General features: G+C 71.6%; 21 protein-coding genes and 1 pseudogene. 9 read left to right on the top strand and 13 right to left on the bottom strand.

Going from position 1 to position 25,522, the window contains the following annotated elements:
- Window positions 1-6: 6 nt before the first annotated feature.
- Together AB0A97_RS16545 and AB0A97_RS16540 are read left to right on the top strand one after the other, a co-directional pair.
- Window positions 7-2,052 (top strand): DHA2 family efflux MFS transporter permease subunit, encoded by a 2,046-nt coding sequence (locus AB0A97_RS16545; protein WP_361149757.1) that lies wholly within the window; start codon window positions 7-9, stop codon window positions 2,050-2,052.
- A 123-nt stretch (window positions 2,053-2,175) separates the two neighbouring features.
- A complete protein-coding gene (locus AB0A97_RS16540) occupies window positions 2,176-3,372 on the top strand; it encodes a serine hydrolase domain-containing protein (RefSeq protein WP_361149755.1) in 1,197 nt (398 codons plus the stop codon).
- A gap of 200 nt (window positions 3,373-3,572) precedes the next feature.
- Here the strand turns inward: AB0A97_RS16540 and AB0A97_RS16535 are convergent, their stop codons facing one another.
- Both AB0A97_RS16535 and AB0A97_RS16530 read right to left on the bottom strand, forming a co-directional pair.
- Window positions 3,573-5,780 (bottom strand): MMPL family transporter, encoded by a 2,208-nt coding sequence (locus AB0A97_RS16535; protein ID WP_361149752.1) that lies wholly within the window; start codon window positions 5,778-5,780, stop codon window positions 3,573-3,575.
- A 142-nt stretch (window positions 5,781-5,922) separates the two neighbouring features.
- Entirely contained in the window at window positions 5,923-6,495 is a 573-nt protein-coding gene (locus AB0A97_RS16530) for a TetR/AcrR family transcriptional regulator (RefSeq protein WP_361149749.1), read from the bottom strand.
- Between the two features lie 219 nt (window positions 6,496-6,714).
- Here AB0A97_RS16530 and AB0A97_RS16525 point away from each other — a divergent pair, with 219 nt between their 5' ends.
- Window positions 6,715-10,095 carry a S41 family peptidase gene (locus AB0A97_RS16525; RefSeq protein ID WP_361150198.1) on the top strand — a complete coding sequence of 1,127 codons (3,381 nt, stop codon included), beginning with the start codon at window positions 6,715-6,717 and terminating at the stop codon, window positions 10,093-10,095.
- Between the two features lie 30 nt (window positions 10,096-10,125).
- Window positions 10,126-10,722 carry a L,D-transpeptidase family protein gene (locus AB0A97_RS16520; protein ID WP_361149746.1) on the top strand — a complete coding sequence of 199 codons (597 nt, stop codon included), beginning with the start codon at window positions 10,126-10,128 and terminating at the stop codon, window positions 10,720-10,722.
- A 72-nt stretch (window positions 10,723-10,794) separates the two neighbouring features.
- On the opposite strand, the gene AB0A97_RS16515 is transcribed toward AB0A97_RS16520, so the two are convergent.
- The 4 genes from AB0A97_RS16515 to AB0A97_RS16500 are packed head-to-tail and all read right to left on the bottom strand — an operon-like array spanning window position 10,795 to window position 14,462.
- Window positions 10,795-11,040 (bottom strand): hypothetical protein, encoded by a 246-nt coding sequence (locus tag AB0A97_RS16515; protein WP_361149743.1) that lies wholly within the window; start codon window positions 11,038-11,040, stop codon window positions 10,795-10,797.
- Window positions 11,041-11,089: 49 nt separating this feature from the next.
- Complete coding sequence (locus tag AB0A97_RS16510; protein ID WP_361149741.1) at window positions 11,090-11,971, bottom strand: SDR family oxidoreductase; 882 nt, start codon at window positions 11,969-11,971, stop codon at window positions 11,090-11,092.
- Window positions 11,968-12,930 carry an alpha/beta hydrolase gene (locus AB0A97_RS16505; RefSeq protein ID WP_361149739.1) on the bottom strand — a complete coding sequence of 321 codons (963 nt, stop codon included), beginning with the start codon at window positions 12,928-12,930 and terminating at the stop codon, window positions 11,968-11,970. Before AB0A97_RS16505 ends, AB0A97_RS16510 begins: the two co-directional genes overlap by 4 nt.
- Window positions 12,930-14,462 carry an NAD(P)/FAD-dependent oxidoreductase gene (locus AB0A97_RS16500; RefSeq protein WP_361149736.1) on the bottom strand — a complete coding sequence of 511 codons (1,533 nt, stop codon included), beginning with the start codon at window positions 14,460-14,462 and terminating at the stop codon, window positions 12,930-12,932. Before AB0A97_RS16500 ends, AB0A97_RS16505 begins: the two co-directional genes overlap by 1 nt.
- A gap of 259 nt (window positions 14,463-14,721) precedes the next feature.
- On the opposite strand from AB0A97_RS16500, the gene AB0A97_RS16495 reads away from it, so the two are divergent.
- Both AB0A97_RS16495 and AB0A97_RS16490 read left to right on the top strand, forming a co-directional pair.
- Window positions 14,722-15,465, top strand: a complete 744-nt coding sequence (locus AB0A97_RS16495) for a MerR family transcriptional regulator (RefSeq protein WP_361150197.1) — start codon at window positions 14,722-14,724, stop codon at window positions 15,463-15,465.
- A gap of 70 nt (window positions 15,466-15,535) precedes the next feature.
- On the top strand, window positions 15,536-15,745 hold the full coding sequence (locus AB0A97_RS16490) for a hypothetical protein (RefSeq protein ID WP_361149734.1): 210 nt from the start codon (window positions 15,536-15,538) through the stop codon (window positions 15,743-15,745).
- Between the two features lie 838 nt (window positions 15,746-16,583).
- On the opposite strand, the gene AB0A97_RS16485 is transcribed toward AB0A97_RS16490, so the two are convergent.
- The gene (locus tag AB0A97_RS16485) at window positions 16,584-16,997 is read right to left on the bottom strand and encodes a hypothetical protein (protein ID WP_361149732.1); all 414 of its coding nucleotides are present in this window, start codon (window positions 16,995-16,997) and stop codon (window positions 16,584-16,586) included.
- A 342-nt stretch (window positions 16,998-17,339) separates the two neighbouring features.
- On the opposite strand from AB0A97_RS16485, the gene AB0A97_RS16480 reads away from it, so the two are divergent.
- Window positions 17,340-18,242 carry an ALF repeat-containing protein gene (locus AB0A97_RS16480; RefSeq protein ID WP_361149729.1) on the top strand — a complete coding sequence of 301 codons (903 nt, stop codon included), beginning with the start codon at window positions 17,340-17,342 and terminating at the stop codon, window positions 18,240-18,242.
- Window positions 18,243-18,389: 147 nt separating this feature from the next.
- Here the strand turns inward: AB0A97_RS16480 and AB0A97_RS16475 are convergent, their stop codons facing one another.
- The 3 genes and pseudogenes from AB0A97_RS16475 to AB0A97_RS16465 all read right to left on the bottom strand — a co-directional run bounded on the left by AB0A97_RS16475 (window position 18,390) and on the right by AB0A97_RS16465 (window position 20,510).
- Window positions 18,390-19,544 carry a DUF6183 family protein gene (locus AB0A97_RS16475; protein WP_361149727.1) on the bottom strand — a complete coding sequence of 385 codons (1,155 nt, stop codon included), beginning with the start codon at window positions 19,542-19,544 and terminating at the stop codon, window positions 18,390-18,392.
- A 180-nt stretch (window positions 19,545-19,724) separates the two neighbouring features.
- Window positions 19,725-20,204: pseudogene (locus tag AB0A97_RS16470) on the bottom strand (protein-L-isoaspartate(D-aspartate) O-methyltransferase); the annotation flags it as partial.
- Window positions 20,205-20,213: 9 nt separating this feature from the next.
- The gene (locus tag AB0A97_RS16465; protein ID WP_361149725.1) at window positions 20,214-20,510 is read right to left on the bottom strand and encodes a hypothetical protein; all 297 of its coding nucleotides are present in this window, start codon (window positions 20,508-20,510) and stop codon (window positions 20,214-20,216) included.
- A 285-nt stretch (window positions 20,511-20,795) separates the two neighbouring features.
- Between AB0A97_RS16465 and AB0A97_RS16460 the strand changes: the two genes are divergently transcribed.
- Together AB0A97_RS16460 and AB0A97_RS16455 are read left to right on the top strand one after the other, a co-directional pair.
- Window positions 20,796-22,022: a helix-turn-helix transcriptional regulator gene (locus AB0A97_RS16460; protein WP_361149722.1), complete on the top strand. Its 1,227-nt coding sequence runs from the start codon at window positions 20,796-20,798 to the stop codon at window positions 22,020-22,022.
- Window positions 22,023-22,122: 100 nt separating this feature from the next.
- Complete coding sequence (locus tag AB0A97_RS16455; RefSeq protein WP_361149719.1) at window positions 22,123-22,335, top strand: DUF397 domain-containing protein; 213 nt, start codon at window positions 22,123-22,125, stop codon at window positions 22,333-22,335.
- 12 nt (window positions 22,336-22,347) lie between these two features.
- On the opposite strand, the gene AB0A97_RS16450 is transcribed toward AB0A97_RS16455, so the two are convergent.
- The 3 genes from AB0A97_RS16450 to AB0A97_RS16440 form a co-directional block, all read right to left on the bottom strand.
- Window positions 22,348-23,172 (bottom strand): hypothetical protein, encoded by an 825-nt coding sequence (locus AB0A97_RS16450; protein ID WP_361149716.1) that lies wholly within the window; start codon window positions 23,170-23,172, stop codon window positions 22,348-22,350.
- Window positions 23,173-23,368: 196 nt separating this feature from the next.
- The gene (locus tag AB0A97_RS16445; protein WP_361149713.1) at window positions 23,369-24,601 is read right to left on the bottom strand and encodes a cytochrome P450; all 1,233 of its coding nucleotides are present in this window, start codon (window positions 24,599-24,601) and stop codon (window positions 23,369-23,371) included.
- Window positions 24,598-25,314 carry a class I SAM-dependent methyltransferase gene (locus AB0A97_RS16440; RefSeq protein WP_361149711.1) on the bottom strand — a complete coding sequence of 239 codons (717 nt, stop codon included), beginning with the start codon at window positions 25,312-25,314 and terminating at the stop codon, window positions 24,598-24,600. The genes AB0A97_RS16445 and AB0A97_RS16440 overlap by 4 nt, the downstream gene beginning before the upstream one ends.
- Between the last annotated feature and the right edge of the window lie 208 nt (window positions 25,315-25,522).

The following is a 25,522-nucleotide window of genomic DNA, read 5'->3' as shown; positions in this document are numbered from 1 at the left end:
TGGTCCATGACCACGGCCGCCGCGCAAGCCTCCGCCCCCGAAGCGCGCAGCACCCCGCCCGCGCTCAGCCGCCGCCGTACCAACCTCGTCTTCACCACGATCGTGCTCGGCATGCTGCTGGCCGCCCTGGACCAGACGATCGTGTCCACCGCGCTGCCCACGATCGTGGCGGACCTGGGCGGCGGCGGGCACATGGCGTGGGTGGTGACGGCGTACCTGCTGGCGGAGACCGTCGCGACGGTGCTGGTCGGCAAGTTCGGCGACCTGTTCGGCCGGAAAATCATTTTCCAGGTCAGCGCGGTGGTCTTCGTCGGCGGCTCCGTCCTGGCCGGCGCCTCGGCCTCGATGCTGATGCTGGTCGTGGCCCGCGCCGTGCAGGGCATCGGCGGCGGTGGCCTGATGGTCACCGCGATGGCGCTGATCGCGGACGTCATCCCGCTGCGCGAACGCGGCAAGTACCAGGGCGCGCTGGGCGCCGTCTTCGGCGTGACCACGGTCGTCGGGCCCACACTGGGCGGCCTGTTCACCGACCACGCCTCCTGGCGCTGGTGCTTCTACGTCAACATTCCCATCGCGATCGTGATGGTCGTGATGGCCGCGCGTACGGTGCCGGTCGTCCGGGCCGCGGTCCGCCCGGTGATCGACTACATCGGCATCGTGCTGGTCGCGCTGGGCTCCTGCGGCCTGGTGCTGGGCCTGGAGTGGGGCGGCAACGAGTACGCCTGGGGCTCGCCGGTCATCATCGGCCTGTTCGTGGGCTCGGTGGTGCTGCTGGCGGCCTTCGTCTTCGTGGAGCTGCGGGCCAAGGAGCCCATGCTCCCCATGCACCTGTTCCGCAACCCGGTCTTCACCGTCTGCTCGGTGCTCAGCTTCATCGTCGGCTTCGCGATGCTCGGCGCGATGACGTACCTGCCGACGTACCTCCAGTTCGTCGACGGGGTCTCGGCGACCATGTCGGGCGTGCGGACGCTGCCGATGGTCGCCGGGCTGCTGGGCACCTCGATGCTCTCCGGCGTCGTCGTCAGCCGCACCGGCCGCTACCGGGTCTTCCCCATCGTCGGTACGGGCGTGATGGCGCTCGGCCTCTACCTGATGTCGACCATGGGCGCGGACACCGGCGTCTGGCTCGAATCCCTGTACATGTTCGTGCTCGGCCTCGGCATCGGCCTGGCGATGCAGGTGCTGACCATCGCCGTGCAGAACACGGTCGACTACCACGAGCTGGGCTCGGCGACCTCGGGCGTGACCTTCTTCCGTACCCTCGGCTCGTCCTTCGGCACGGCCGTCTTCGGCACGCTCTACAGCAACCGCCTGGACCCCAGCCTGAAGGCCGCGCTGGCGAAGTCCCCGGGCGTGCCGCCGGAGGCCGCGGCGAGCCCCCAGGCGCTGCACCGGCTGCCCGAAGCGCAGGCCAGGCCGGTGATCGACGCGTACGCGGAGACCGTCAACCACGTCTTCCAGTGGGTGGTGCCGGTCGCGCTGGCCGGGTTCGTGGTGGCGTGGTTCCTCAAGGAGGTGCCGCTGCGCGACAGCGCGCGGGCGGCCGCCGGCGACCTCGGCGAGGGCTTCGCGGCGCCCGATTCCACCGACTCCGACCAGCAGTTGGAGCGTGCGGTGGCGCGGGCGATGCGCAAGGCGGAGGGGCCGGTGAGCCTGGAGGTGCTGGCCGCGTCCGGCAGCCCGCTCACGCCCGGCCAGGCGTGGGCGCTGGGCCAGATCCACTGGCGTACGCGTATCCACGGTGAGACGTCGCTGACGGCCGTCGCGCAGGCGCACCGGATGCCGGACGAGGTGCTGGAGCCGGTCTTCACCCGGGTGGTGTCCTCGGGGTACGCGCGGTACGGGGACGGCGGGCGGCTGGAGCCGACCGAGGCGGGCCGCGCCGAGATCGACCGGCTGATCGTCGCCTGGCGCACGTGGCTGGACGAGCGGCTGGAGGGGTGGACGGCGGAGGACCCCGAGGACCGCGCCCGGCTGGCGCGTGCGCTGGACAACATGGCGGCGCGGCTGCTGGACGAGGACACGTCGCACCGGGAGCGGACGGCGGTCTGACGGCGGTCCGGGAGCGGGAACGCGCCAAGGCCGTCCAAGTGTCCAGCGGCGTCCTGGACGGGGTCCTGGCCCGGAGTTAGGTTGCCGAGGCAACCACTCAGCCCGTGTGAGGAGCCGTCGACCGTGGCAGCAGCCGTTCAGGGCACCTGTGCCCCCGAGTTCGAGAACGTACGGGCCGAGTTCGCGCGCAACTTCACCGAACGCGGCGAGGTGGGCGCCGCGCTCGCGGTGTGCCTGGACGGGGAGACCGTCGTCGACCTGTGGGGCGGGCACGCGGACGCCGACGGCACCCGCCCGTGGGAGCGCGACACGCTGGTCAACGTGTACTCGACGAGCAAGGGCATGACCGCCCTGTGCGCCCACCTGCTCGCCGACCGCGGCGCGTTGGACCTGGACGCGCCGGTCGCCCGCTACTGGCCGGAGTTCGCGCAGGCCGGCAAGGGCGAGGTGCCGGTGCGCTGGCTGCTCTCGCACCGCGCGGGCCTGATCGGCCCCCGGGAGCGGCTGACGGCCGAGGACGTGTACGACTGGGAGAAGACCTGCGCGGTCCTCGCCGCCACCGAGCCGTGGTGGGAGCCGGGCACGGCCCAGGGCTACCACGCCGTCACCTTCGGCTTCCTGGTCGGCGAGGTCGTCCGCCGTGTCACCGGGGTCTCGCTCGGCACCTTCCTGCGTACGGAGATCACCGAACCGCTCGGCGCCGACCTGTACATCGGTACGCCGGCCTCGGAACACGGCCGCTGCGCCCGGTTCATCGGCCCGGACGGCGACGGCATCCTCAGCAGCGCGTTCCCGGGCGTGCCGGACGGGGCCGTACGGTCCCTGGACTGCCACCCGTTCGCCCCGCTGGCGCTCGCCATGCGCCATATGCCCACCGGGGACGTGAACAGCGCCGCGTGCCGCTCGGCCGAGGTCCCCGCCGCCAACGCCAACGCCACCGCGCGCGGCCTGGCGGCGGTCTACCGCGCGCTGGCCGACGGCGAGCTGGTCGGCCCCGGCACCCTCGCGTCCCTGCGGGAGCGGCAGAGCCGTCCCGGCGAACGCGACCTGGTGCTCGGCGCGTTCGCGCAGGAGGCACTGCCGTTCGCCTGGGCCTGCGGCTACATGCTCAACGAGGCGCACTACTTCGGCCCGAACCGTACGGCCTTCGGCCATGGCGGCGCGGGCGGCTCCCTCGCCTTCGCCGACCCGGAGAGCCGGCTGGCGTACGCGTATGTGATGAACAGGTTCGGCAGCGGTACGACGGGCGACGACACCCGCAACCTCGCGCTGGTCGAGGCGGTGTACGCGGCGCCGGGGCTGACCGGACGCGCCGCCTGAGGCCCCGCCGCCCGGGACGCGGCACACGCGCCCGGCACGCGCACACGGCCCACGGACACGGCCCGGCGACCGGCCCCGTTCCGTACGGGACCCGTCGCCGGGCCGTGTCCCGCGCGCCCGCCCCGTCCCCACGGGGCGGCGCGGTCCGGAGCGAGCGCGCCGCTCACGCGACCGCCCCGGGGCCGGTCACGCCTCGGCCGTCACACCGTGGTGAGTTCCGGCTTGCCGGCCGGTTCGGGCGCGAGGTGCTTCTGGAGCTGTTCGCCTTCGACGTCCACGTTGGGCAGGGCGCGCTGGAGCCACTTGGGCAGCCACCACGCCGCGCGCCCGAGGAGCGCGAGGACGGCGGGGACGAGGGCCATGCGGACCACGAACGCGTCGAAGAAGACGGCGACGGCGAGCCCGAAACCGATCATCTTGATCATGGATTCGGAGGAGCCGATGAAGCCCGCGAAGACCGAGATCATGATGACCGCGGCGGCCGTGACCACCCGCGCGCCGTGCCGGAAGCCGGTGACGACGGCCTGCCCGGGGCGCTCCCCGTGGACGAACGCCTCCCGCATCCGCGTCACGAGGAAGACCTCGTAGTCCATGGCGAGTCCGAAGACCACGCCCACCATGAAGATCGGCATCATGCTCATGACCGGGCCGGTCTGCTCGACGCCGAACAGGTCCGCCAGCCAGCCCCACTGGAAGACCGCGACCACCGCGCCGAGCGCCGCGACGACCGACAGCAGGAAGCCGAGGGCCGCCTTCAGGGGTACCAGGACCGAGCGGAAGACCACCATCAGCAGCAGGAAGGCCAGGCCGACCACCAGCGCCAGGTAGGGCAGCAGCGCGTCGTTGAGCTTCTCGGAGACGTCGATGTTCATCGCGGTGGTGCCGGTGACCAGTGCCTGCGCGTCGGCGTCCCGGGCGGCGTCGCCCGCCTTGCCGCGGATCTCGTGGACCAGGTCCTCGGTCTCGGTGCTGCTCGGCTTGGACTTCGGTACGACGTTCAGCAGCGCCGTGTCGCCCGCCTGGTTGAAGGTGGGCGGGGTGACGGCCGCGACGCCGTCCAGCTTGGCGACGGTCCCGGCGACCTGCGCGGCCGCCGCCTTCGGATCCTTGCCGCCCTGCCCGTCCACGACCAGCATCAGCGGGCCGTTGAAGCCCGGCCCGAAGCCTTCGGAGAGCAGGTCGTACGCCTTGCGCTGGGTGGTGCTGGTGGGCTGCGCGCCGTCGTCCGGCAGGCCCATCTCCAGCGAGCCGGCGGGTACGGCGATGACGCCCAGGCCGACGACTCCGGCCAGCAGCACCGCGACCGGCCGCCGCAGCACGAAGCGCGCCCAGCGGGTGCCCATGTTGGGCTTGCCGCCGTCGGCCTCCTCGGGGGCGGTGGCGCCCTTGCGCGCCTTGCGGCTCAGTACGCGCTTGCCCGCGAAGCCCAGCAGCGCGGGGATCAGGGTCAGGGCGACGAGGACGGCGACGACGACCGTGCCGGCCGCCGCGATGCCCATCTTGGTGAGCATCGGGATGTTGACCACGGACAGGCCCACCAGGGCGATGACGACGGTCAGTCCGGCGAAGACCACGGCGGACCCGGCGGTGCCGGTGGCCCGCCCGGCCGCCTCTTCCCGCTCCCGGCCCTCGGCCAGTTCGGAGCGGTAGCGGGAGACGATGAACAGCGCGTAGTCGATGCCGACGGCGAGGCCGATCATCATGGCGAGGGTGGAGGTCGTACTCGACAGGTCCAGCACGCTGCCGAGCGCGGTGATGGACGAGACGCCGATGCCCACCCCGATCAGCGCGGTCAGCAGCGGCAGGCCGGCGGCTATGAGGGCGCCGAAGGTGATGACGAGGACGACGGCGGAGATGACGATGCCGATGATCTCGGTGGCGCCGGTCTCCGGCATCGCCTGGAGCGCGTTGCCGCCGATCTCGACGGTCAGTCCGGCGTCCCGGCCGTGCTGCGCCGCGTCCTTGAGCGCGTCGCGCGCGTCGTCCTTCAGCTCGAAGCCGGAGACCTTGTAGGTGACCTGCGCGTAGGCGATCCTGCCGTCCTGGGCCACGCCCTTGGCCAGGTACGGGTCGGAGACCGAGGCGACCTGGGGCGAGGAGGACTTCAGCTCGCCGACGACCTTCTCGACGGCCTTCTTCTGCGCCGGCGCGGTCACCTGCTGCCCGTCGGGCGCCTTGAAGACCACGCGCGCGGTGGCGCCGTCCGCCTTGGTGCCGGGGAAGCGTTCGCCCAACAGGTCGAAGGTCTTCTGCGACTCCGTACCCGGTACGGAGAAGGAGTCGGCGGCGGGCGAGGACGCGGTGGCGGCGCCGACTCCGGCGACGGCCAGCAGCGCCACCCATATGAGAGCGACGAAGCGGCGTCGCCGGAAGGCGAACCGTCCGAGTTTGTAGAGGAATGTGGCCACGAGAAGGGGCGCTCCCGTCGGGATGAGGGACGTACAAGGGCGTACGGAGCCGGCCCGACGACGAGAGCGGCGCGTCGAGTGCTGCCGTGATGGGGGGAGTTGGGGACGGCGGAGGTCCGGCCGGGGGGGCGGCCGGACCCGGTCAGACGCCTAGGGCGGGGAGGACCACGGCGTCGACGTAATCGGCGAGGAAGGCGCGGTTCGGCGGCCGGTCCTCGATGAGCTGCTGGGCGACGAAGGCGCCGATCAGCATGTGCGGTACGTAGGCGAGCGCGGGGCGGTCGGCGGGGATCTCGCCGCGCTCGACGGCGCGGGCGAGCATCCCGTCCATCCCGGAGAGGTCCGGATTGACGAACAGGTCGCGCAGCGCCCGGTGGAGGTCGGGGTTGTCGTGCGCGGCCCGTACGAGGCCCCGCAGCAGCGCGCAGTCGCGTTCCCTCTCGCAGTCGTCCGCGCGGGAGACCATGGCGTGCAGGTCGCCGCGGAGGCTGCCGGTGTCGATGTCGGCGACCTGGACGGGCTTGTGGTGGTGGAGCGCCTGGGCGACCAGTTCCGGCTTGCCCTGCCACTGGCGGTAGAGGGTGGCCTTGCTGGCGTGGGTGCGGGTGGCGACGGCGTCCATGGTCAGGGCGTCGTAGCCGACCTCGCGGAGCAGGTCGAGCACGGCCGCGTAGAGCTCCGCCTCGCGCTCGGGGGTCAGCCGGCTGCGGCCCATGGCGGCACACCTCCTCACGACTTCAGGTGAACGAAACGGTTTCGTACAGCTTCGGTACGGCTCGACCGTACCCCCGGCCCCAGCGAAACGGAAACGTTTCGATGGTGGCGTGTGTCACGGGAACACGCGCCCGGCCGAGTTGCCACCGTCCGCGCTCGCCGAAAGCATGGGGGCGTGAGTGACGGCGCGTATCTCCGGTTCCCGCATCTCCACGGCGAGATGCTGTGTTTCGCCGCCGAGGACGACCTCTGGGTGGCACCGCTGACGACCGAGGGCGGCAGTACGCCACGGGCCTGGCGGCTGACGGTGGACCGCACCCGGATCAGCCACCCCCGGATCTCCCCGGACGGCAGACACATCGCCTTCACCACCTGGCGCAGCCTCGACCCGGAGATCCACCTCGCCCCGGTGGAGGGCGGCCCGGCCCGCCGCCTCACCTATTGGGGGAGCACCGACGCCCGGGTCTGCGGCTGGACCCCCGACGGCCAGATCCTGGCCGTCTCCTCGCACGGCCAGCCCTTCTCGTACTACTCCTGGGCCTACAGCGTCCCCACCGACGGCAGCCCCGGCGGCCGGCTGCCCTGGGGCCCGGTCTCGGACATCGCGGTCGCCGACTTCGCCGCGGACGGGCACCGGCTGGAAGGCGACGGCCATCCGTACGGGCACGTGGACGACGGGGACGGCCCCGGGAACGGTTCCGGCAGCGGCCACGACGACTCGGTGGACCGCAAGACGCTGCTGCTCACCGGCAAGCCGCCGCACGAGCCCGCCTCCTGGAAGCGCTACCGCGGCGGCGCGATGGGACGGATGTGGCTGCACGGCACCCGGCTCGTGCCGGACCTGCGCGGCCACCTGGACGCGGTGATGTTCGTCGGCGACCGGATCGCGTTCCTCTCCGACCACGAGGGGATCGCCAACCTCTACTCCTGCCGGCCGGACAGCACGGACCTGCGGCGGCACACCGATCACGCCGACTTCTACGCCCGGCACGCCGCCACCGACGGGCAGCGCGTCGTCTACCAGTGCGGCGGCGACCTGTGGCTGGTGGACGACCTGAGCCCGGGCGGCGCACCGCGCCGCCTGCGGGTGCGGCTCGGCGGCCCGCGCGCCGGACGCCGTACGTACCAGATCCCGGCCGGTTCGCACATCACCTCCCTCGCCGTGGACACCACCGGGCGGGCCAGCGCCGTCGGCGTCCGCGGCAGCCTGTACTGGCTCACCCACCGCGACGGCCCGGCGCGCACCATCCACGACGAGCCGGGGGTACGCGTCCGGCTCCCCGAGATGCTCGGCTCCACCGGCCGGATCGCCTACATCACCTCCGCCGAGGGCGACGACGCCATCGAGATCGCCGACCTGCCCAAGGCCGGCATCCCGCGCGACCCGCACCGCCTCGCGGCCGGCCGGCTCGGCCGCGTGCACGAACTGGTCGCCGCGCCGGACGGCGAACGGCTGGCGGTGGCGGCGCACGACGGGCGGCTGCTGCTCGTCGACGTCTCGGCCGACGGTGACGGCGAGGGCCGGGTCACCGAGCTGATCAGGTCCGACAACGGGCCCGTGCGGGACCTGGCCTTCTCCCCCGACTCGGGCTGGCTGACCTGGTCCCACCCCGGCATCGGCCGGACGCTGCGCAGCATCAAGATGGCCCGGCTGACCGGCGGCGACGGCGCCGGGAGCGGGGACGGGAACGGGGAAGGGGAAGGGGACGGGAACGGGGAAGGCTCCGCCGCCCGGACCGTCGTGGACGTCACCAACGGCCGCTTCGAGGACGAGCAGCCGGTCTTCACCCGCGACGGCCGCTACCTCGCGTTCCTGTCCTGGCGCGGCTTCGACCCGGTCTACGACGTGCACACCGGCGACCTGTCCTTCCCGCTCGGCTGCCGCCCCTACCTCGTACCGCTGTCCTCCGCCACGCCCTCCCCCTTCCAGTTGTCCGCCGACGGGCGGCCCGCGGCGGGCGGTCTGGACCCGGCGGAGGCCCCGGTGACGGCCGAGGGCACGGCGCTGGTGGAGGTGGAGGGGCTGGCCAGCCGGGTGACGCCGTTCCCGGTCTCGGCGTCGAAGTACTCGGCACTGCGTCCGGTCGCGGGCGGCGGGCTGGTCTGGCTGCGCTGGCCGATCTCCGGCGCGCTCGGCGAGACCTTCGCCAATCCCGACAACACCTCGGGCCAGCCCACGCTGGAACACTTCGACCTGGTCAAGGCCAAGCGCACCGAACTGACCGGCGCCATCGACTCCTACGCGCTCAGCGGCGACGGCACCCGGCTGGTCGTCAACGACGAGGGCGACCTGCGGGCGGTGCCCGCCACCGAGCCGCCGGACGCCGACTCGACCGTCCACCTGGACCCGCGGCGCATCCTGCACGAGGTGGACCCGCCCGCCGAGTGGCGCCAGGCGTACGACGAGGCCGGCCGGATCATCCGCGCGTACTTCTGGGACCCCGGGCTGTGCGGTGTCGACTGGGAGGCGGTGCTGGAGCAGTACCGGCCGCTGGTCGAACGGGTCGCCTCGCCCGACGAGTTCGCCGACCTGATGCGCGAGGTGCTGGGCGAGCTGGGCACCTCGCACGCGTACGTGACGGCGGGCAAGCGCAACGAGGGGCCGCCGCACTACCAGCGCGCGATCGGCCTGCTCGGCGCCAACTTCGTCTTCAAGGACGGCTACTGGGTGGTGCGGCGCATCCTGCCCGGCGACTCCTCCGACTCCCGGGCCCGCTCGCCGCTGGCCGGTACGGGCATCCGCGAGGGCGCCGCGCTCACACACGTGGACGGCCGCCGGGTCGATCCGGTGGCGGGCCCCGCCCCCCTGCTGTCCGCGGCCGGCGGCACCACCGTCGAGCTGACCTTCGCGCCGGCGGGCGGCGGCCCGTCACGCCGGGTCGCGGTGGTCCCGCTGATCGACGAACGGCCGCTGCGCTACCAGGACTGGGTGGCCAAGCGCCGCGAGGTCGTACGGGAGCTGAGCGACGGCCGGTGCGGCTATCTGCACATCCCCGACATGGGCGGCTCCGGCTGGGCGCAGTTCAACCGCGACCTGCGGATGGAGGTCTCACGGCCCGCGCTGATCGTGGACGTGCGGGGCAACGCCGGCGGCAACATCTCCGAGCTGGTCGTCGAGAAGCTGACCCGCACCATCGTCGGCTGGGACCTGACCCGCGACGCCCGGCCGGTCAGCTACGCCAGCAACGCGCCGCGCGGCCCGGTGGTCGCCGTCGCCGACGAGATGACCTCCTCCGACGGCGACATGATCACCGCGGCGTTCAAACTCCAGGGCATCGGCCCGGTCGTGGGCCTGCGTACCTGGGGCGGTGTGGTCGGGATGACCGGGCGGCACCGGCTGGGCGACGGTACGTACATCACGGTGCCGATGAACGCCGCCTGGTTCGAGGCGTACGGCTGGGGCGTGGAGAACCACGGCGTGGAGCCGGACATCGAGGCGCCGCGCTCCCCGCTGGACTGGGCCGAGGGCCGCCACCCGCAGCTCGGCGTGGCCGTCCGTACCGCACTGGACCTCCTGGAACGCCACCCCGCCGCGACGCCGCCCGACCTGTCCGACGTACCGGACCGGCGGCGTCCCCACCTGCCGCCCCGCAGCGGCTGAGCAACGCCCCCGCACGACAGGAGCACCTGCATGGGAACGCACATACGCACAGCGTCACTGACCGTCACCGCAGCGTTGACGGCCGGGCTCGTCACGGCCACGGCACCCGCCCACGCCGCCCCGCCGCCCGGCCGGGCGGGCCCGACCCACCTCCTCTTCGAGAAGAACCAGCGCGACCCGGCCGCGTCCCGGGTGCGCCTGGTGCGGACCGGCACCGGCAAGGCACTGGCCGACTACCGCGCCGGGTCCGGCCAGGGCGGCACGGCAGGCCGCGACGAATGCGTACGGAACAAGGGCTGGCTGCCGGACGGCACGTACCGGGTGCTCTCGCACACCACCCGCAAGAAGGGCGGGCGGGACGGCATCAACGGCTACGCGATCCACGTCGGCGACAAGGTGTGCCGGGACGGCAGCACCCGGCGCACCGCGCTGTTCCTGCACAGCGAGATGCGGTCGGACGGCGCCCAGGGCATCGCGGTGCCGGGCCGCGACAGTCCGTACCGCTGGGACGGCGACGGGGACTACCGCTCGCTGGGCTGCGTGAAGCTGGCCCCGGCGGACATCAAGAACCTCTTCGCGGCGGCGGAGCGGTACGGGTGGCCGACGTCGCTGAAGGTCGTCAAGTAAGCCTTTCCGCCCAACGGTTGAAGGGTGCACCCGCCGGTACGGGTACACCCCTCAGGTGTGCGGTACGCGCTCTCAGCCCTCGAAGGTGTGCCGGGGGCCCCGCTCGGCGTCCGCGACCTGCCGGCGGCCCTGTTCCTCGCGGTCGCGGGCCTCCTCGCGGGCCTGCTGGGCGCGTCCGCTCGCCTCGTCCCTGCCCTGCTGCCCGCACTCCTCGGCCTTCTTCCGGAGCTGCCGCCGCTTGTCCTCGAACTGGTCCTTGATGCCCGTGCTGCACTCCTGGTGGGGTGGTCGGGGGAAGGCAACCGACCAGCCCGGCACGCGCCGGCACACCGCGCCTTTCGATCAACCGGCGGCGTCGGCGGCCTTCCTAGCGGTTCGCGCGCACCTTCTCGTCCGCCGCCCCGCCCGCGCCGACCAGCCCCACGCGCATCCCCTCCAGCCGGTCGCCGAAGCGGCGCATCTCGCGCTGCCCCACCGTCCCGATGACGGACGGCAGGTAGCCGCGGACCGACTGCATGCCGCGCAGCCACCACTGCCCGTACACGTGCGACGAGCGGCGCTCGATGCCCGCCACGATCCGGTCCACGGCCGGGCTCAGCGGGTACGTCTTGTTCGACGGCCAGGGCAGCCGCCGGCGCAGCTCGCGCATGATGTCGTCCTGGTCGGCGCCGCGCACCATGTCCGTGTCGGTCCAGCTCAGATAACCGACGCCGACCCGTACGCCCTTGTGGCCGACCTCGGCGCGCAGGCTGTGCGCGAACGCCTCGACGCCGGACTTGGAGGCGCAGTACGCGGTCATCATCGGCGCCGGGGTGAGCGCGGCGAGCGAGGCGATCTGGAGGAAGTAGCCGCGTGACTCCGCCAGGACCGGCAGGAACGCCCGTCCCGTGACCGCGCCGCCGATGAGGTTGACCTCGATGACCCGCCGCCAGGACACCGGGTCGGAGTCCACGAACGGGCCGCCGGTGGCCACCCCGGCGTTGGCGACCACGATGTCCACCTTGCCGAAGCGCGCCTTGACCTCGCGCGCCACCTGGGCCATCGCCTCGTGGTCGGTCACGTCGGCGTGCCAGTGCGCCGCCTCGCCGTGCATCGAGGCGGCGACGCGCGCCAGTTCCTCCGGCTCCAGGCCGACCAGGGCGAGCGTCGCGCCGCGTGCGGACAGTTTGCGGGCGAGGAGTTCGCCGACCCCGCGGGCCGCGCCGGTGACGACGGCGACCTGTCCCTCCAGGCTCCTGCGTGCGCTCATCCGGTCTTCTCCTTCGCTTCGGTGGCCGCCTCGGCACGGACGGCACGGGCCGGCAGGTGGTCCCGTACCAGCTCCCGGATGCGGCCGATGACCGCGTCGGGCTCCTCGATGGGCGTCATGTGCCCGGCTCCGGGCAGTTCGGTCAGCCCCAGGAAGTGGGGCAGTACGGAGGCCAGCCGCCGGGAGAGGACGATCGGGGTGAGCCGGTCGGCGGTGCCCGCGATGACGGCGGTCGGCACCTCCAGCCGGGCCGCGCCGCCGGTCAGATCCAGCCCCGCGAGGACCTTGCCCCACTTCGCCCGCGGCCGTACCTGGCAGGCGTGCACGATGCGCGCGCACGCCTCGACCTGCTCGGGCGTGGCGGCCGGCCCCATCGTGGCGTACTTCAGAATCCGCTTGGCGAGCGCGCTGACCGGTCCGAGCGGCGCCCGCGACCCGAGGACGACCTGGTGCGCGACGCGCCGGCCGCCCGGTGAGCGCAGCGGGATCACCAGGGACTCCGCCGTCAGGTTCGCGCTGCCGGTGCTGCACAGCAGGACGGCCGCGGCCCGCTCCCGGAACTCGGGGCGTTCGGCGGACGCCATCATCGTCATGCCGCCCATGGAGTGCCCGGCCAGCACCGCCCACTCCCCCGGATCCAGCGCGGCGCCGAGGACGGCGGTCAGGTCGTCGGCGAGCGCGGTGGTGCTGTAGCCGCGGGGGCCCACCGCCGGGGTGCGGCCGTGCCCCCGCTGGTCGTAGAGCACCACCTTGTGGTCGGCGGCCAGGTCCCGGACCACCGGGGCCCAGAAGGCGGTCGAGCAGGTCCAGCCGTGCGACAGGACGACGGCGGGCGTGCCCGGGGCCTCCGGCCCGTGGATCTCCACGTGCAGCCGGGAGCCGTCGGCGGAGGTGACGGTCAGTTCGCGGCGCGGTGCGGGCGGCGCGTACCGCCCGCGGGTCATCGGGGTCGGTGCCATCACGCCACCGCCTTCGCCGCGTGCCCGGCCCGCTCGCCCGTACGGGGCGCCGGCAGGCGCAGCACTTCGTACTCCGCGAGGTCCACCTCCCGCGTCAGCTTCCGGAACTCGGCGGTCGTACCGGGCCAGGCCGTCGTGTTGCGGCCGTTGGCGTCCAGGTACCAGCTGTCGCAGCCGCCGGTGGTCCACACCGTGCGCTCCATCCGCCGCTGGATGCCGCGTGTCCAGGCGTGCACGGCGGACGGCCGGGCGTTCAGCGCGACCTTCCTCTTCCCGCCCAGCACGTCCAACTGCCGCAGGTAGTCGACCAGGTAGTTCAACTGCGACTCGATCATCAGGATCATCGAGCTGTTCCCCAGGCCCGTGTTGGGGCCGATGATGGTGAGGAAGTTGGGGAAGCCGGCCGCGCTGGCGCCGCGCAGCGACTCCATGCCGTCCTTCCACTCCTCGGCGAGGGTGGTGCCGTTGGCGCCGGTGACCCGGTGGGCGATCGGCATGTCGGTGACGTGGAAGCCGGTGCCGAAGACGATCGCGTCCGCCTCCGTCTCCGTACCGTCCGAGGCGACCAGCACGTTCCCCCGTATCTCCTTCAGCCCGCTCGCCACCACGTCCACATTCGGCTGCGTCAGCGCCGGGTAGTACGTGTTGGACAGCAGGATGCGCTTGCACCCGATGCGGTAGTCCGGTGTCAGCTTGGCCCGCAGCGCCGGGTCCTTCACGGCCCGCTTCATGTGCCCCTTGGCCAGGCCCTCGATCAGCCCGAGCTCGTTCGGGCGCTTGGTGAACGCGCTGACCTGCATCTCGCGGATGCCCCACAGCAGTCCGCGGCGCGCGACCCGGGTCGCCGGGACCCTGGTGTGCAGCCAGCGCTCCAGCCCGCTGATCCTCCGGTCCGCGCGCGGCAGCACCCAGGCCGGAGTGCGCTGGAAGAGGGTGAGCCGGTCCACGGTCGGCTGGATGGACGGCACGATCTGGATCGCCGAGGCGCCCGTACCGATCATCGCGACCCGCTTGCCGCGCAGGTCGTAGTCATGGTCCCAGCACGCCGAGTGGAAGACCTTCCCCGGGAAGGAGTCCAGTCCGGGAACGTCCGGCACCTTCGGATCCGACAGCGGCCCGGTCGCCGAAACCACCACATCCGCCGTCAGGGCGCCCTTCGCCGTCTCCACCTCCCAGTGCAGTTCCTCCCCGTTCCACCGCAGGCTGCGCACCTCGGAGTCGAAGCGCAGGTGCGGCCGCAGCCCGAAGGTGTCGGTGACCCGCTCCAGGTACGCGCGGATGTGCGGCTGCCCGGAGAAGTTGCGCGGCCACTCGGGGTTGGGCGCGAAGGAGAACGAGTACAGGTGCGAGGGCACGTCGCACGCGCATCCCGGATAGCTGTTGTCACGCCAGGTGCCGCCCACCGAGCCGGCCCGCTCCAGGACCACGAAGTCGGTGATGCCCTGGCGTCGCAGCCGTACGGCCGCCCCCAGACCACCGAACCCCGATCCGATCACCGCCACCCGTACGTGCTCGTGTTCGCGCTCGGCCATGCCGCCGCCTCCCGAGTTCGACCGTCGTCGTCAGACCCTGCTCGATCGCGCCAGCAATCACTGGCACGATTGGAGGGTAGGACACGGACGTACCGAGCGGTAGGGGGTACGCGGCGGGAAGTTACCGCTGGTTGCACCTCGGCCGGGGCCCGGTGGGGCGACATAGGGTGAAGCCGTGGCAGAGAAGACGCACGGCGATCCCGGACCTCCCGCCGACCCCGGCACCCCCGCTCCCGGCCCCGGTCCCCGCGAATACCGCATGGCCGACCTCGCCGAAGCGGCCGGCATCACCGTCCGCACCCTCCGCTTCTACCGCGAGCGCAAACTCATCCCACCGCCACGCCGCGAGGGCCGCATCGCCTGGTACAACGAGCACCACCTCGCCCGCCTCCACACCATCGCCGGCCTGCTCGAACGCGGCCACACCCTGGGCGGCATCGCCGAACTCCTCGCCGCCTTCGACACCGGCCGCGACGTCGGCGAACTCCTCGGCCTGGAGGACACCCTCGTGGCCCCCTGGTCCGAGGAGACCCCCGTACGCCTGACTCCCGAGGAACTCGCCGACCACTTCAAGGACGACGTCACCCCGGAGAACCTCTCCGCCTCCCTCGACATCGGCTATCTGGCGGTCGACGGTGACGAGTTCGTCCACATCAGCCGCCGCCTGCTCGACGCCTCCACCGAACTCGTCGCCAACGGCGTACCGCTGGCCGCCGTCCTCACAGCGGGCCGCGAGGTCCGCACCCACGCCGACGCCCTCGCCGACCTGTTCATCTCGGTCATCCGCACCCACGTCCTGGCCGACGTCCTCGACCGCGCCGCGGCCGGCGTGCCCCTCGACCCCACCGAGGCCGCCCGCATCACCCGGACCATCGAAAAACTCCGCCCCATCTCCAAGGGCATCGTCGACGCGGAACTGTCGATGGCGATGGACCGGAGGGTGCGGGCGGAGCTGGACTCGTGGCGGCGGGAGACGGAAAACGGAAACGGGAGCGGGGACTGACCGCTCTCCGCTCCCCGTTCCCTGCTCCCGTGTCGGGCCTGCCTGCTCGGGGCAGGTGTCCTGGGTCACCTTGCCGCTGCCGGCGGAGGCGGTGGCCGGGTCCATCGACAGGCACAGGTTCGTCCAGTTGCTGACGAACCGGAAGCTCTTCTTGGAGTCGCTCACGGACCCGATCTTGGTCGGGACGACGTTCCACATCTGGCTGCCCGAGAACCAGCGGGTCTCGCAGTCCCACCAGAACCGCTGGGTGCCGGCCGGCGGCGGCTTGCCGTCGTTGTAGGGGACGGTCAGGCACTTGCCGTTGCTCGACTTGATCTGGAAGTAGCCCTTGTGCTCGAAGGACGTGGGCTGCTCGGCCTGCCACTGGTGGCTGCTGGGCGCTTTCGACCGGCACGCGCGCTGGGTGACCAGGCCGCCGGTCTTGGAGCTGTCGAACTCGGGACCCCGCACCATGCACCGCTTGTACTGGCTGTTGGCGTAGGTCCTGTCGGAGTTGACCAGCCAGATCGCCCGGTTGCCGCCGCCCTTGGGGATGTGGCCGTCGTTGCGGGAGATGATGTTGTCCACCAGGGCCCAGCCGGGGAAGTCCATCATGACCATGCCGACGCGGCCGCTGTCACCGGCGTTGAGGTACTTCAGCAACCGGTGATTGATGCCCTCGACTTCGGTACGGACACCGCCCTGCTCCTGCCAGTACCCGCCGGCGTACTCGAACGGGAGCCGCAGAATGGTCTTGGACGCCGAGGTGTACGCCACGTACACCTCGTCCTTGTCGTCACGGGCCGCCCGGTCGACGTTCTCCTTGACGTGGTCCCACTTCTTCTGGACGGGGTCCGCCGTCCAGTGGTCTTCCTGATTCTTGTTGAAGGTCTCGATCCCGTACTTGTCGTTGCCGACGCTGTCGAAGCTGCCCAGGACCAGCTTGCCGCGGACGTCCTTGAGGCTGGGGACCGGCGCTCTCTTGTCGCCCTTCACCGAAGGGGAGTAGAACAGGTCGCCGAACCTCTTCACGTAGTGGCCGAAGATGCTCTGGGCGTCTTCCGCCGTCATCGACTTCGGATCGTTCGCACACTCGGTGGCGCTGGCACCCCCGAAGGGGCACTCGGCCTTCAGGCGCATCACCACCGTCTCGCTCGGGTGCTTCTTGAGGAAGGCCTGCGTCTCGTCCAGAACGTCACGGAAATCGGCCTCCTGGAAGACCACTCCGTGGTGGATGGTGAAATCCTCGCCCCGCCGATACGGACCCGGACGTCGATGGCACGGATGCCGTGTTCCAGTTGCGCCTTCAGGGTTTTCCCGTTGTCGCCGAAGTCCTCCTGCGTCTGCGTGATGGCGCCACCGTGAATGGCGAGCGTGTCGTGGGTGCCGGGCAGGGACATCGCCGCCAGCGAGGTGTCGTCCGCGATGTTCGCCATCCAGTCCAGCCGGGTCGTCGACCCGAGGTCCCGGTAGGCGTCCTGGTTCCGCGATCCGGCCGCCCCGGCGGCACCGGGCGTGAGCAGTGCCGCGCCCAAGGCGGCACAGACCGTCATCAAGCGCACCAGGGGACGAGACCGCCGACGCGTTCTGACGCCGGTGTCGTGGAAGGCGGGGCGGGACATGGGACTCCTGCCGGAATGCGCCGGAGACGACCGAAGACGGTCACGGGACGTCACGTGGACGTCCCTCACCCTGTCCCACGGACCTAACGCTTTTCTCATTCCCGGCAGATCGCACGAAGGGGACAGATCCCGGGAAGTTGACCGGCCCCCACATCACCAAGTATCCGGAGGCACCGACAGCTTCCCGACTTTGCCGATTTCAGGCAATGACCGCCGGGCGCACGAGGGTGACGATCGTGTCATCGGCAGTTCAACCACGGAGGCACCCCACCCATGAGACCGACCCGCGCTGCCCTGCTCGTCGCGGCCACCGCCCTGACCCCGGCCCTGCTCCTGGCCACCCCGGCGTCCGCCACCACCCCGGCGGCCACGCCGACACCCGTGGCGGCCACGCACGTGACCACCGCCCCCGGCACGCCGGTCGACGAGATGTCGCCGGACGACCTCCGCGTCGCGGTCTCGCGCATTCTGGCGGACAAGAACATCGGCAAGGGAGTGAAGCGCGAAGCCGGCAAGGCCCTGGACGACGGCACACCGGAAGCCCTCCGCACCTTCCTCAAAACCGGTTACCGCCTCGCCCAGGCCGAGGACGATCGCGTCACGATCTCCATCATCCTCGCCCGCAAGGACACCGGTCGCGGAGTCAAGGAAGCCATTTACGAGCTCCTCGACAACGGCACACCGGAAGAACTGCGTGCCTTCCTCGAAACGGGCTACCGTCTCGTCCGCGCAGAAGACGACCGCGTCGCCATAGCCACCCTCCTCGCCGGCAAAGACGTCGGCAAGGGAGTGAAGCGCGAAGCCGGCAAGGCTCTCGACGACGGCAGCCCGGAAGCCCTCCGCGCCTTCCTCGAAACCGGTTACCGCCTCGCCCGCGCCGAGGACGACCGGTTCGCCATCTCCCGTATCCTCGCCGGCAAGAACGTCGGCAAGGCCGTGAAGCGGGAAGCCGGCAAAGCCCTCGACGACAGCAGCCCGGAAGCCCTCCGCGCCTTCCTCGAAACCGGTTACCGCCTCGCCCGCGCCGAGGACGACCGGTTCGCCATCCTCCGCATTCTGGCCAAGCCGAATATCGACAAGAAGCTCCGCCAGGCCGCCGAAAAGGCCGTGGACGGTACGCCGGAAGAAATGCGGCGCTTCCTGGAGACCGGACCGTACGAGGTACGCACCCGCTGACCCCGGTCAGCGGCGGGCCCCGGCGCGTCCGCCATCAATCGGCCTCGGGAAACACCGTGCACCACAGCTCTCGGAGATGCGCACGGTGTCGCCCGGCCGTGCGTACGTCAGCAGTCATCAGCCGACCGGCGGGAGGCGGGCCAGGAGTCAGTCGGTGTCCGTAGCCGCCAGGACGGCCACGTGATGCCGGTCGGGGCGCAGCGCCAAGATGCCGAAGTCCCACGCGACGCCGTAGAACCAGTCCGTTTCGGTGCCCAAGTCGTACCACGTGCAGGCCCGGGCGCTCTCGTCGACCTGTTCGAACTCTGTGCCGGCCGGCGCTCCGACAAGCCCGGTCATCGAGTGCCAGGCTGCCAAGCGTCCGTAGGCGCCGTGCAAGCTCCCGCCGTATGCGCCTCCGGTGGAGGCGGCCGAGAACAGCATGCGCCACGCCCTCCCGGCGGTCGAGGCGTCCATGCGTACCGTCCCGCGCCGTGTTCCCGCCAGGCATTCCAGGGGTAGCACATCGATCGCCGCGCGCAGGTGGGCGCGGTCGCAAGGGGCGTCACCGGCGAAGACCCGCGCCTCGATCTTCCCGTTGGAGTGCTCCCGCCAACCGTTGACCGCTGTGGCCATGGCTTCGCTTTGCGCCGGGTCGGGGAGTTCCGCCAGGCCGAAGGCCGGGCCGGGGCCGGCGGACGGGCTCGTACTCGGGCCAGGCGGCTCCGTCCCGGAGCGACAGGGAAGGCTGTGCGATGCACCACGGGTCGAGTAGCGTGGCAGCTCCACCTTCTCCTCGGCCTCCAGCAGCCGGGTCGGCAGCGCCGCCAGCGGGTGGTCTCCGCTGCGCAGTGCCGCGGCGAAGCCCCGGGTCTCCGCGAGCCCGCTCACATCGATGCCACGCAGTACGAGCTCGTGCAGCAGGCAGGCACGCAGTTCGTACGGGGCTGCCGCCGTCGTCCTCCCGGGAGCGAACACCGCCGCGAGCAGGTCCTCCACGGGCTGCTCGGAGGCCAGTACGGAGGCCCGGAAGCGTGCTGCCTGACGCTCGGCCTCGGGAAAGCGGGTACCGGGGAGGCTGATCGCGCGCTCGATGTTCGCCCTTCCCGGAGTGGTCTGCAAGGCGCACAGTGCGTGGCTGAACACCGCTTCGTACTGCCAGGCTTCGGTCTTCGTGCGACCGAGAGCGACAATGGCCCTGGCCAGGTCGCGGGCGAAGTCGGGGTCCCCGGCGGTCACCCGACGCTCGACTTCGTCGTGGACGCCGGTGACGTCCACGCGATTCGGGAGACTGTCGAGTACACGGGCGATGTCAGCGTGCATGGCTTGATCAGCATATGCGCCCACGCTTCGCCACGCGGCACAGCGAGCCGACGCCAGCGGGGCGGGCCCCGTCCCCCGTCCGCTTCGCCGTAGCTCGCCGCCCTCGGGCACCCACCACACACGACCACCAGCGAGACGGGTTCTCCGGGGAGCCGGCGGAAAGCCGCGCGCCTGTCCGCCTCACAGCGCCCAGGCAGCACCCGGATCGTCCAGCCACACCTGCTGGCCCTCGGCGGCGACGGTCAGCCCGAACCGCTCGCAGCCGGGCCGGCCCTGCGCCACCCACCACCGGTGGGCGGCCTCCACCTCGTCCCACAGCCGACGAGGGCCGCCCTGCCAGACGCGGGCTTCCGCGCCGTCACGGAAGTACACGCACGCCCAGGACCGGTCCCGCAGCCCGTAGAGCCACACCGGCCGCGCACCCCCGCGTCTCTCCGCCTCGACCTGCACACAGTGGGGCACCCGCAGCCCCACGGCAAACCGCTGGGGCCCGAACGCCCCGCCCGTGAATTCCTCCTCCGTAAGCCCCGTGGACGTCTCGTCCCCATTCGCCACGCTTCCCGGAACGTACGCCGTGTGCACCACTTGCGGCAGCCGCTGCGCCCGCAGCTTCATGCATTCCACCGCCCCGGTGAATTTCCCCGAAGCGCTGCGCCCGTCGCGAGGAGCTCACGGCCTCCGAGGCGGTGAGGGGCTGTCATCACCGTACGGATGCTTCCACGGCCCGGCGGGCAACTCCGCTTCCACCGCCGCATAATCCTGGAAGTTCCGCCGATAGCGCCTGTGGCCGGTTTCTTTGCTGTGCTCACGCATCCACACCTCCACCGGGTGGGGAGTCAGCCATTCGTCGGACTTCTCGCCGCATTCCTTTTCCTCGCCTGAAACGCACACGGCCTCGTAGGTGGGCTCCGCTGTCGGGTCCTGCCTGATCGTGAAGGGCACGTACCGGAAGATGCGGCGGCTCATTGCCCACATTCCTTGGCCTGGTGCTTGCGCATCAGGACATTCGCGTCGGACACGCCGCTGCAATCACCGGTCGATCGGCAGTTCGCCCTGCGCGTGGACACCCCGAGACACGTCGTGCAACCCGGGCGGGGACGTGGCTCGGCTTCTTGCCTCGGTGGCAGCTCCACCGGCTGCTCGTGCGAGGTCCTGGGGAACGTCATGCAACCAGTCAACCCAGGTTGCGGGCGGTGAACTTGCACATGGCTTGCACAAAGAGCGTGCGGGTACCCGCAGGGCCTTGCCACCATGACAGCAGGACGCACCTCCTCGGGTAGGGCTGATCACATGGGCACGACCACGGAACTGGCACCGGGCGCGAACCTCGCGGCGCTTCGCAAGGCGCGCGGCATGTCTCAGACGCAGCTGGCCTCACGGGCGAACATCTCCGTTTCCCTCCTGTCCAAGATCGAGGTGGGAGACAGGGCCCTGACATCTGCCGTAGCGGCAGCCCTGGGCAAACCCATGGGGCTCAGCATGGCCGAGGTGCTGGGCCGGGCCTCGGTCTCCCGGGACGACGAGCAGCGACTGGCGGAACTGCGCTCTGCGATCCGGGACTACGACCTGCCCGGACGTCACGAAGTCCACGAGGCCGGCATAGTCGCCGCCCTGGAGACCGCGCGGCGTCACCGCGACGCCGCAGCGGTGGACCGGCTGCTGACACTGCTCCCCGGGCTGCTCAGAAATGCCACCGTCCATGCGCACGCCGCCAACACGGTGGATGCGTGGATGGCGCTGTCCGAGGTCTACAGCAGCGTGTACTGGCTGGCCGCCCGGCACCGCTGGATGGACATGGCGGAGCTGGCCGTGACCCGGCAGCGTTGGGCCGTCGAGCAGAAGCCCGACCCGCTGGGGGTGGCGATCGCCGCTCGCGACAGGGCGGGCGCGTACCTCAACGGCGGTGACTTCGAGGGCGGGCTGACGATTGTCGACCGCGCCGTCGCACAGGCCCAGTCCGGCCTGTCCGGTCAGGACCGGGCCTTCGCCGTGGGCGTGCTGAACCTCCGCGGCATGACCCTGGCCGGTCGCCTGCACGACAAGCAGGTGGGCCGACGCGAGGCCGAGCGGCACATCGCGTCCGCGTGGGAAGCCGCCGAGTGGTTCGACGACCGCGACTGGCACCGGCACAACATGATCTTCGGCCCGCGGAACGTCACCACTCACGTACTGGCCACCCGCCTCGACCTGGGCCGTCCGCGCGAGGCCCTGGAAGCCGCGGAGGACATCGACGCGGCCCTGGCGGACCTGCCCGCCAACCGCGTCGGCCCGACCAGGATGAATCTCGCCCGCGCTCAGCTGGACGTGGGCGACCGTGACGGCGCCTTGGAAAGCCTGAGTGCGGCATGGGACGCGGCCCCGCAGATGGCACGCATCCACCCCACGGCGCGGGAGGTGTTCCGCGTACTGTCGTCCCTGCACAGGCGGAGCAAGCCGGAGCTGCTGCGCCTGTCCAAGCTTTCGGGCATCAGTCTCTAGTGACCGAGCGCGTACGGGAGTCGTCGCTCTCCGCCGGGCCTACGGCTCCCTGCCCCTGCATGGCGTGCGCCGGGAAAACCGGACAGCACAGGGAGGCACCATGTCGCCCAACCTGCCCCTTCCCTGGGCCAAGTCGAGCCATAGCAGCCCGGATGGCGGCAACTGCGTGGAGTGGTCTCCCTCGACCGCCGAGGCCACAGGCATCGTCCCGGTCCGCGACAGCAAGGCCCCGGACGGTCCCGTCCTCGCCTTCCCCGCCGCCGCCTTCGCGGCGTTCGTCGTCGGCGTCAAGTCCGGCACCTTCTCCGCCTGAGCGGCTGCCCCCTCACCCCTCCAAGAACCCACGCAGTGACGCCGCGAGGCTGGTCGCGAACGCGTCCCGGGTCTGCTCGGGGAGCAGGTCCAGGGAGAGGTACGGGTTGAGGTCTTCCAACTCGACCAGGAGGAGGTCGCCATCGGGGGCGCGGCAGGCGTCCACGCGCTGGATGCCGTGGTCGAGGGTGTTCCAGCCGATGAACTGGTGCGCGAAGGCGAGGTCCGCCTCGGTGGGCTCGTACGGTGTGAGTTCCCAGCGGCGGGTGGGGTCCGGGGCGTGGAGGGCGTACTGGAAGGTGTCGTCGACGTAGTAGAAGGACACCTCGTAGCGGAAGTCGATGCGCGGCTGGACCAGGATGTCGCCGTAGGGCAGGTCGGCGAGTTGGGCCGCGGGGGCGAAGGTCAGGCCGATGGAGTCCGCGCCCGCCTTCGGCTTGACCGCGTACTGCGTGGCCTTGGGCAGCAGGTGGAGGTCTCGGGGGCGGTCGACGGTGGGGATGACCGGGTACCCGGCGGCGGTCAGGTCCAGCAGGTACTGCTTGCCGGCCATGTCGCCACGCCCGGTCAGCGGGTTGTAGACCCGGGTGCCGCGCGCCAGAGCCTGCTCGCGGAACGCGTCGTACTCCTCCTGGTAGTGCAGCACGGGACCACTGTTACGCACGATGACCGCGTCGAACGCGTCCATCAGCCCGGCGGCGTCCAGAGGGTGGCACAGGGCGATGTCGAAGGCGTCGCGCAGCCGGGAGGACAGGAAGATGTCCTCGTCGCAGTAGCGCCGCCCCTTGGCCTGGTAGGCGAGGTCGGTCACGAACAGAACGCGGGGGCGGCTGGACACGATGCATCTCCTCGAACGGTGATCATCAGCCTAACCGTGCAGGTGGGGCGGCCTGAGCGGACCGCACTGCTCGCAGCTCCCGTGGGCCCGGACCGGCTCTCGGCCCTGCGCCGGCGCGTACGCCGGTACGGCGTCAGCCAGGATCGTGAACGGTCGTGATCGTGGACAACCGCGACCGGCGCGTACCCGCGCGGTGTCACCACAGAAGTGGCAGCCGCTCCGGGGGGCGTTTGATCCAGCCCGTCCGCCAGTTGATTTCTTCCGGGGGGATCGCCAGGCGCAGTGCGGGCATCCGCTCCAGAACGGCGGACAGCGCGACGGACGCGTGGGTGCGCGCGAGATACGTGGCCGAGCAGTAGTGGCGGCCCGTGCCGAAGGTCAGGTGTTCCTTCGCGTTGCGGGTCAGGTCGAGTTGGTCGGGGCTGTCGAATACGGCGGGGTCGTAGTTGGCGCCTTCCACGAGGACGAGGACGAGGTCGCCTTTGGTGATGGCCTGGCCGCCGAGCTCGGTGTCCCTGACGGCGATGCGCGGGAGACCGTCGCCGATGGCGAGGCTGTAACGGAGGAGTTCCTCCACCGCCGGTTCCATGGCTTCCGGGTGGGCGTGCAGCCATTGCGTCTGGTCCCGGTGCGTGGCGAGTTGCAGCAAGGACAGCAGGAGGAAGGCCGCGGTGCTCAGCCCTCCCGCGACGAAGAGGTTGTTGATCATGAGGATGATCTCTTCGTCGAGTTCGGGCTCCGTCCCGTTCTCGATACGGAAGCGGGCCAGGGCGCCGAGCAGGCCCGGCGCGTCGACGGCGTCCGGCGCCAGCAGGCGGGCGCGGGTACGGGCCAGGCACTTCTCCAGGTTGACCTGCGCGCCCTCGAACGTACGCGGCACGGTCATGATGCTGATGTCGAATCCGTCCATCAGCAGCCGTCCGTGGTCCTCGGAAAGGCCCATGACGGTGGCCATGACGGAGGCGGTGTAGGGCTGGGTGAAACGGGCCCGGAAGTCCACCGGCGGGCCCTCGGCCGTGATGTCGTCGAGGAGTTCGCCGGCCTTGCGGCGGAACGCGCCGGTGGCCTCTTTCACCGCGTGCGGGGAGAGGGCCTGCATCACCGTGTCGCGCAGGCCCACGCCCACCATGTCCTTGACGCTGCTGCGGTTCGACGCCGGGAAGAGCGGCGCGTATTGCAGGCGTCCGCCCGGTTCGGCCAGGGCCGACATGCTGAAGGCGTCGTCCTGGAGTACCCGCGTGGCCAGTTCGTGCGTGCAGACCAGCCAGGCCGGGTCGCCGGTGAACGTACGGATGCGGGCGACGGGCTTGTGCTCGCGCAGCCACGTACATACGTCCGGGACCACGTCACCGCGCCGGGGAAGGGGCCATTCCACGTCCACGTCCACGTGCGCGTTCACCTCCGCGTCCGCGTTCACCTCCGCTTTCACACCGGCCTCCTCGCCCACAGGTACAGGCTGTTCTCCGGCTCGGACGGCACCGGACCGTCCGGCGGGGCCTCGACGCGGACCTCCACTCGCTCGGTCTCCAGACCGGCCAGCCGGGCGTGGTGCCGGACGTCCTCGCGCAGGCACCGCGCGGCGCGGTACGTCCGGCCGAGGAACCGCACGTCCTCGGCCGCCCGGCGCTCCAGGACCGCGAGGAGGACGGTGCCGCCCGGCACGGTAAGGGCAGCGAGCCGCCGCAGCCCCTCCACGAAGGAACGCTCGGGCAGGTCGCCGAAGCAGAACAGGCACACCACGGCGTCGTACACCCCCAGCTCGGCGGGGGCCTCGCCGAAGAGGTCGGCCAGGACGAAGCGCGCCTGGGGCACCTGCCGCCGCGCATGGGCCAGCATCACCTCGGAGACGTCGATACCCGTGACGTCCAGGCCCTTCGCGCACAGTTGCTCCGTGGTGGGCCGCCCCGTCGCGCACCCCACGTCCAGCACGCGGGAGCCGGGAGCCAGCCGCCGCGTCAGCTCCTCGACGGCGTCGGTCTGGGCCTGCTTCCGGCCGGCGAAGGCCAGCTCGAAATCCATACCGAGGCTGTTGAAGACGCGCGCCGCACGGACGCCTTCCGAAGTCATGGCGCGCGCCGCGCGGGCGCCCTTCGGGGTGATCACCACGGCGCTGGGGCGGGCGGGCGGACCGGCGGCGCGCACTCGGGCATCGTCACTCCTCGTAGCGGCGTACGTCCGGATACGTACGCGTTCGGGGTGATATATGCCCGCGCTGCGCCACGGGGGGCGGCAGGGCTCCGCGCAATGCCTCGAAAGCGTGAGGGGCCGGCCCGCCGAAGCGTGCGGGCGCGGCCCCCGCCGGGCGCGCGGGGCGGGGGCGCGGGAGAGCGTCGTGGGGGGGCAGAGTCGG

Origin of the sequence: Streptomyces sp. NPDC045470, assembly GCF_040646595.1 — a bacterium.
Classification (GTDB): domain Bacteria; phylum Actinomycetota; class Actinomycetes; order Streptomycetales; family Streptomycetaceae; genus Streptomyces.
This window is presented reverse-complemented; position numbering and strand designations above follow the sequence as displayed.